The organism is Shigella sp. FC1661, assembly GCF_001712525.1.
GTDB lineage: Bacteria > Pseudomonadota > Gammaproteobacteria > Enterobacterales > Enterobacteriaceae > Escherichia > Escherichia coli.
Map to the genome: position 1 here is coordinate 1 of NZ_MDGW01000108.1, position 7,355 is coordinate 7,355.

5 protein-coding genes and 3 pseudogenes are annotated in these 7,355 nt (G+C 53.7%); 4 read left to right on the forward strand and 4 right to left on the reverse strand.

Going from position 1 to position 7,355, the window contains the following annotated elements; translation table 11 throughout:
* Nucleotides 1–72: hypothetical protein (locus BFF42_RS27600; RefSeq protein WP_242412324.1), on the forward strand; the 72-nt coding region annotated here is incomplete at its 5' end.
* Here BFF42_RS27600 and astB read toward each other — a convergent pair.
* The 4 genes and pseudogenes from astB to astC all read right to left on the reverse strand — a co-directional run bounded on the left by astB (nucleotide 67) and on the right by astC (nucleotide 5,149).
* Nucleotides 67–1,427: pseudogene (gene astB / locus BFF42_RS07680) on the reverse strand (N-succinylarginine dihydrolase). The gene BFF42_RS27600 and the pseudogene astB overlap by 6 nt on opposite strands.
* Nucleotides 1,424–2,902, reverse strand: a complete 1,479-nt coding sequence (gene astD, locus BFF42_RS07685) for a succinylglutamate-semialdehyde dehydrogenase (protein ID WP_000177217.1) — start codon at nucleotides 2,900–2,902, stop codon at nucleotides 1,424–1,426. Before astD ends, astB begins: the two are co-directional and overlap by 4 nt.
* Nucleotides 2,899–3,932 (reverse strand): annotated as a pseudogene (gene astA, locus BFF42_RS07690) (arginine N-succinyltransferase). The gene astD and the pseudogene astA overlap by 4 nt, the downstream one beginning before the upstream one ends.
* Complete coding sequence (gene astC / locus BFF42_RS07695) at nucleotides 3,929–5,149, reverse strand: succinylornithine/acetylornithine transaminase (protein ID WP_000081975.1); 1,221 nt, start codon at nucleotides 5,147–5,149, stop codon at nucleotides 3,929–3,931. Before astC ends, astA begins: the two are co-directional and overlap by 4 nt.
* 445 nt (nucleotides 5,150–5,594) lie before the next feature.
* Between astC and xthA the strand changes: the two genes are divergently transcribed.
* The 3 genes and pseudogenes from xthA to BFF42_RS07710 all read left to right on the forward strand — a co-directional run.
* Nucleotides 5,595–6,401 carry an exodeoxyribonuclease III gene (xthA, locus tag BFF42_RS07700; RefSeq protein ID WP_000673918.1) on the forward strand — a complete coding sequence of 269 codons (807 nt, stop codon included), beginning with the start codon at nucleotides 5,595–5,597 and terminating at the stop codon, nucleotides 6,399–6,401.
* A 166-nt stretch (nucleotides 6,402–6,567) separates the two neighbouring features.
* Nucleotides 6,568–7,143, forward strand: a pseudogene (locus BFF42_RS07705) (TVP38/TMEM64 family protein); the annotation flags it as partial.
* A gap of 53 nt (nucleotides 7,144–7,196) precedes the next feature.
* A partial coding sequence (locus BFF42_RS07710; protein WP_032277379.1) for an IS1 family transposase occupies nucleotides 7,197–7,355 on the forward strand: 159 nt, incomplete at its 3' end.

A 7,355-nucleotide genomic window follows, 5' to 3' on the forward strand; every position in this document is an offset into this window, starting at 1 on the left:
GCGAGACGACGCTGCGACGTTCTGTTCGCCATGATGCGCGACGGGACTTTTTATACCCCGCAGGGGTCATAACATGCTTGACAACTTAATAGGGGCACCTCCCTCGCGCTGGAACGGATAAACCGAACCGAGATTCAGTAATTGGCTCAATACATCCAGTGCTTCCCGCCCTTCGCGCAGCAATTGCGGGTCGGCCAGATCGGCAGCAGTAAGACGATCGCGGTAGTAACGATCCACCCAGTCATTGAGCGCATTAAACAAGGTATCGTTCATCATCACCGCCGGATTTACCGCCCGGCGTTCTTCTTCTGTCAATACCACCCGCAACCGCAGGCACGCCGGGCGCCGCCATTCGCCATGCTTTCACGTAAGTCAAAGACTTTTAGTTCGCTAATCGGGTTGTCAGCGGCAAGGAGTTCATTGAGATAACCCCATACTCCGGCGTGTTCCCGACACTCCTGAGGCAGCACCAACATCATGGAACCATCATCGCGGCTCAACAGTTGGCTGTTAAACAGATAGGTAGACACCGCATCCGACACGGAAACCTGAGTTGCCGGAACTTCTATCGCCATAAAACCGTTCACCCGCGCCCGCAGGTTTGCCAGTAACTGTGACTGGCGAGCGAACGCCTGTTGGTGGCAAAACAGCACCTGGCGGTTACTTACGGCAATCACGTCATTATGAAAAACACCCTGGTCGATAACGTCCGGGTTTTGCTGGGCGAAAATCACCTGTTGGGGATTCACCTGATTAAGCCTTGCCACCGCCTCGCTGGCTTCGCGAGTCTGTCGCGCCGGATAACGGGAAGGCCGGGTATCATTGCCTTCTTCTCGCCCGTAGACAAAAAGTTGCATACCCGGCTCACCGTAATGACCGCCGAGACGATTGTGGTTTGCCGCCCCCTCATCACCGAGCAACGCTACCTGCGGCAACGCCGAATGGACGCTAAATTTCTCTTCGTCGTTAAAAATAGCTTTTAACAGCGATTCAGTGACGGGCGCTTCCAGCGAACGGTGAAATTTATTGTTCAGGTTGGCAACGGTGAGATGCACTTTGCCATCCAGCGTATCGGCAGATGGCGCGATCGTTGCCGCATTGGCTACCCACATTGGCGAAGCGGAGCTGACGCTGGAAAGCCAGTGCGGTGCCTGGCGTGCAACTTTTTCCAGTACCTGCTCATCGCTACCACTGAATCCCAACTGACGCAGCACCGGAATAAACGGACGCTCGTGCGGCGGGATCACGGCCTGGGGGAATCCCGCATCGGCAAGGGTTTTCATTTTCAGTAAGCCCTGTTTCGCCGCCAGTCGCGGGTTAGACACCTGAAAACGGTGACGGGTAGAGGCTTCATTACCAAACGACAGGCCAGCGTAATGATGCGTCAGCCCTACCAGCCCGTCGAAATTAACTTCCCAGGCGTTCATCGCACCACCTCATCGGAAAAATCCAGCCCGGGGTTAAGCGTTGCGGGCAAAGTTAACGAGTCCGACTCCAGGCTCGCCATAGGCCATGCGCAGTAATCTGCGGCATACCAGGCGCTGGGGCGATGGTTACCGGATGCACCAATGCCGCCGAATGGCGCGGTACTGGCAGCACCAGTAAGCGGTTTGTTCCAGTTAACAATCCCCGCCCGCGCCTCCAGCAACAGTTGATCGAATTTTTCCCGCTCGGGGGAAACCAGACCGCAAGAGAGTCCGAAGCGAGTGTTATTCGCCATTAGAATCGCTTCCTCGAAAGAATCATAACGCCAGACGCGCAATAACGGTCCGAACACCTCTTCATCTGGTACGCCAGCAACGCCTGTCATTTCAATGATCCCCGGCGTCAGCAACGATGTCTCTGATTGTAATAAGCGCGGCGCAAGCAGGGTTCGTCCGCCCATCGCTTCCAGTTGCTGCCAGGCAGTAACCACCTGCTGTGCGGCCTGTTCAGAAATCAGCCCGCCAATAAACGGCTGCGGTTCGTCATCCCAGTTGCCCGGCGTTAATCGCTGGCTGACGGCAACCAGACGAGCAAGAAACGCATCGCCCTGCGCTCCGCTTTTGAGCAATAAACGGCGGGCGCAGGTGCAGCGTTGCCCGGCTGTGACAAACGCCGACTGAATGGTCAGATGGACAGCCGCGTCGATATCCGCCACCTCATCGATAATTAGCGGATTATTACCGCCCATCTCAAGGGCGAGAATTTTCTCCGGCTGACCGGAGAGCTGGCGATGCAGCTGGTAGCCGGTATTGGCGCGACCGGTAAACAGCAAACCGTCGAGATCCTCCAGCGCACTCAGCGCCTGACCCGTTTCACGCCCGCCCTGCACCAGGTTCAGCACGCCCGGCGGCAAGCCAGCCTGCTGCCATAAACGCATTACCGCTTCGCCACTCCACGGTGTCAGTTCGCTGGGTTTAAAGATAATGGTGTTACCTGCCAGCAATGCCGGAACGATATGTCCGTTCGGCAAATGACCAGGGAAATTATACGGCCCAAACACCGCCAGCACGCCGTGCGGGCGATGTCGCAGGCTCGCCGCACCGTCCGGCATTTCACTACGCTGCTCGCCGGTACGAACGTGATACGCCTTAATTGATATCGCGATTTTATTGATCATCGCCGTCACTTCGGTTGCCGCTTCCCAGCGCGGCTTACCCGTTTCTCTGGCAATAATCGCGGTTAATTCGGCTTTATTGCTTTCCAGCAATCCGGCAAAGCGTTCGACAACGACCTGACGTTCAGCCAATGAGAGCCGCGCCCAGCGCGGAAACGCCGCACGGGCTGCCCGACAAGCCTGTTCGACCTGAGCGGCATCGGCATCATTGCCTTGCCATAACACCTCGCCCGATACCGGATTACGCTTCACACGCGATGCGCCCTGGCCCGTTATCCAGTCACCGTTAATCCATAAAGTCATGCTGTTTTCTCCACTGCGCACAGGCGCACCAGACGAACGCGCTCCCCTGCGTGGCATTTGAGGGCATCCAGTTGTGCGGCGGTTAAAATCAAACGCTCGGTTGCCGGATCGGTACGCGCCAGCACCACGCGGAAATGGTGATAATTTTCATTGGCGACCAGGCAGGCCGGAAAATCGCCCTGCGCAGGCTGCCCTTCTGCCACTTCCACCAGCCGACTTTTACGGATGCGCGCACGCGGTCGATGTCACACTCAAGCGTTGGCCCGCCGTCGAAGATGTCGATATAGTTGCGGTAACGAAAACCTTCTTTCTCCAGCACCGCGCGGGCAGGCGCGGTTTGCGGATGTACCTGACCGATGACGTCCTGGGCTTCCTGGGATAAAAAGTGGGTATAGATCGGATGTTTCGGCATCAGTTCTGCAATAAATGCCTTTTGCCCGGTGCCGCAGAGAAAATCGGCGCGGCTAAAATCCATCGAAAAGAAGCGTTTACCGAGGCTTTGCCAGAACGGTGAATAGCCGTGTTCGTCAATCACCCCGCGCATTTCAGCAACCACTTTGTCATTAAACTTGTCGCGAAAAGCCGCCATAAACATAAAGCGCGATTTCGACAGCAAATAGCCGTTGCCCTCTTTGCGCCAGTCCGGGTCGAGAAACAGCGTGCACAGCTCGCTGCTGCCGGTGTGATCGTTACTAAGAAACAGCGTCGGCAATGCGTTATAGACATTCAGCTCTTTTGAGGCGTGAACCAACGTGCCGACCCGATAGTTGTGCCAGGGATCGTTCAGCCCAACCGCCACCTCAATGGCGCAAATCCCCGCCACGGTGCCTGTCTCGCTATCTTCCAGCACGAACACATAGCCCTGCTCGCTTTTGGGCAGTTCGCCTTGCCAGGTTTTGATTGCCCTTTCGATACGCGCGGAAAGCGTGGCTTCATTAGCGGGAAGCGACGTCAGGCCGCCGCCCGTTTTGCTGGCAAGCTGCATCAGCGCCGAGACATCTGAGCGCTCAACGGGACGGATGACCATCATGATGAACCTCGGCTAACAAAGTGTTCGCAAGCAGCTGCAAAGCGATCCAGTCCGGTCGTCACCTCTTCTTCGCTGACATTGAGCGCAGGCGCAAAACGCACCACGTTGCCACCCGCAATCAGTACCATAACGCCTGCTTTCGCCGCCTCCTGAGAGATCTGTTTCGCTTGTCCGGCGTAATCGGCATTCAGTACACAGCCAATCAACAAACCTAAGCCGCGAACTTCACTGAACAAACCGTAGCGGTGATTAATGGTATTAAGACGCTCAACAAACCAGTCGTGACGCTGTTTAACGCCATTAAGCATCTCTGGTGTGTTGATGAGCTCCAGCACTTTGCCCGCCACCGCCGAGGCCAGCGGATTGCCGCCATAGGTGGTGCCATGAGTGCCAACGGTCATCACGCTGGCGCACTCTTCGGTTGTTAACAACGCACCGACCGGGAAATCGCCGCCCAGCGCTTTGGCGGTAGTTAACAGATCAGGTGTCACGCCGTAGTGCATATAGGCATACAGTTCCCCGGTGCGCCCGACGCCGGTTTGTACTTCATCAAAAATCAACAGCGCATTGTGGCGGTCACACAATTCACGCAGACCTTGTAAAAACGCGTTGCTGGCTGGCACCACACCGCCTTCCCCCTGGATGGGTTCGACAATCACCGCACAGGTGGCGTCGTCAATCAGCGCGCTGGCAGAGTTAATATCGTTATATGCAGCATGACGGATATCTGGTGGCAGTGGCGCAAAATCCTGTGAATAGGCTGGCTGCCCACCCGCACTGACAGTAAACAGCGTGCGACCATGAAACGCATTTTTAAACGCCATGATACCGCTCTTATGGCTGCCGTAGCGGTCGTGAGCGAATTTACGCGCCAGTTTTAGCGCCGCTTCGTTGGCTTCCGCACCGGAGTTACAAAAGAAGACGCGATCGGCAAACGTGGCGTCGATCAATTTTTTCGCCAGTCGCAGTACCGGCTCGTTGGTGTAACCGTTGCCGGTATGCCAGAACTTACTCGCCTGTTCGTTCAGCGCTTCACGCAGTTCCGGATGCGCATGGCCCAGCGCGTTCACCGCAATGCCACCCGCGAAGTCGATATACTCTTTCCCCTGCTGATCCCACAAGCGCGAACCTTCGCCACGTACCGGTATAAAGGGTGCCGGAGCGTAAACAGGTATCATCCATTCATCAAAGTTTTCACGCGTAATTGGCTGAGACATAGCGACCTCTACAGTAAATAATTCGTTATTTATATGTTGACAATAAGTAATGTTTGCGCTGTAAATGTAGATTGCAGGGTTCGTGCCAGCCAGTGATAAAAGTGCATAAACGGCGGAGGCTAACTGGAAATCAAGGAGTTATAACCAAACCATATGCATTTAAAGTGCATATAAAGTGAATACGTTTGCGATGTGGGTGAATAAAAAGAATAAAAAACGCAATGTTATGCAGAAGTAAAATATAATTCTGGAATTGTGATCATTGACGAAATTTACTGGAAATTACTGCGCCATTCTGACGCAGCGCGCACCAAAAGCGGGCATTTTTTGCGCCATCGTTGACATCATTAACAACCATCGATCAAATCACTTAACAACAGGCGGTAAGCAACGCGAAATTCTGCTACCATCCACGCACTCTTTATCTGAATAAATGGCAGCGACTATGAAATTTGTCTCTTTTAATATCAACGGCCTGCGCGCCAGACCTCACCAGCTTGAAGCCATCGTCGAAAAGCACCAACCGGATGTGATTGGCCTGCAGGAGACAAAAGTTCATGACGATATGTTTCCGCTCGAAGAGGTGGCGAAGCTCGGCTACAACGTGTTTTATCACGGGCAGAAAGGCCATTATGGCGTGGCGCTGCTGACCAAAGAGACGCCGATTGCCGTGCGTCGCGGCTTTCCCGGTGACGACGAAGAGGCGCAGCGGCGGATTATTATGGCGGAAATCCCCTCACTGCTGGGTAATGTCACCGTGATCAACGGTTACTTCCCGCAGGGTGAAAGCCGCGACCATCCGATAAAATTCCCGGCAAAAGCGCAGTTTTATCAGAATCTGCAAAACTACCTGGAAACCGAACTCAAACGTGATAATCCGGTACTGATTATGGGCGATATGAATATCAGCCCTACAGATCTGGATATCGGCATTGGCGAAGAAAACCGTAAGCGCTGGCTGCGTACCGGTAAATGCTCTTTCCTGCCGGAAGAGCGCGAATGGATGGACAGGCTGATGAGCTGGGGGTTGGTCGATACCTTCCGCCATGCTAATCCGCAAACAGCAGATCGTTTCTCATGGTTTGATTACCGCTCAAAAGGTTTTGACGATAACCGTGGTCTGCGCATCGACCTGCTGCTCGCCAGCCAACCGCTGGCAGAATGTTGCGTAGAAACCGGCATCGACTATGAAATTCGCAGCATGGAAAAACCGTCCGATCACGCCCCCGTCTGGGCGACCTTCCGCCGCTAATTTAGCAGCTCTCCTGGCTCAAACTGGGTCAGGAGAATTAACCTTGAGAAAAATCAACAAACTGTCAGTAATGATTTGTTGCCTGCCGTCCTTTGTTATACCGTCACTGCGTTTTTAGTTGTCTGACCACTTCTCTATTATCAAGTTTGATATAGGAAACTCCACGATGAATGCTGAGCGTAAATTTCTTTTCGCCTGTCTTATTTTTGCGCTGGTCATTTACGCTATCCACGCTTTCGGTTTATTCGATCTGCTCACCGATTTACCCCACTTACAGACACTCATTCGCCAGAGCGGATTGTTCGGTTATAGCCTCTATATTCTGTTATTCATCATTGCCACCCTCTTTCTGTTACCAGGAAGCATACTGGTGATCGCTGGAGGAATAGTTTTTGGCCCGCTCTTAGGGACACTACTCTCATTAATTGCCGCCACGCTGGCCTCCTCGTGCTCATTCCTGCTGGCGCGGTGGCTGGGACGTGATTTACTGCTGAAATACGTGGGCCATAGCCATACCTTCCAGGCCATTGAAAAAGGCATTGCGCGTAACGGTATTGATTTTCTTATTCTGACCCGCTTAATCCCGTTGTTTCCTTACAATATTCAAAATTACGCTTACGGATTAACCACCATCGCCTTCTGGCCTTATACCCTTATTTCGGCACTCACGACCCTGCCCGGTATTGTTATTTATACCGTGATGGCAAGCGATCTCGCCAATGAAGGCATTACGCTGCGCTGGTAATGCTGCCAACTTACTGATTTAGTGTATGATGGTGATTTTAAGGTGCTTGCGTGGCTTCCATTTCCATCAGATGTCCTTCCTGCTCCGCTACTGAAGGCGTGGTGCGTAACGGCAAAAGCACTGCCGGACATCAGCGCTATCTCTGCTCTCATTGCCGTAAAACATGGCAACTACAGTTCACTTACACCGCCTCTCAGCCCGGTACGCAC

Bases quoted from the DNA above. Each gene is read 5' to 3' on its own strand.
- astC (WP_000081975.1), bottom strand. From the start codon at position 5,149: ATGTCTCAGCCAATTACGCGTGAAAACTTTGATGAATGGATGATACCT.
- astD (WP_000177217.1), bottom strand. From the start codon at position 2,902: ATGACTTTATGGATTAACGGTGACTGGATAACGGGCCAGGGCGCATCG.
- xthA (WP_000673918.1), top strand. From the start codon at position 5,595: ATGAAATTTGTCTCTTTTAATATCAACGGCCTGCGCGCCAGACCTCAC.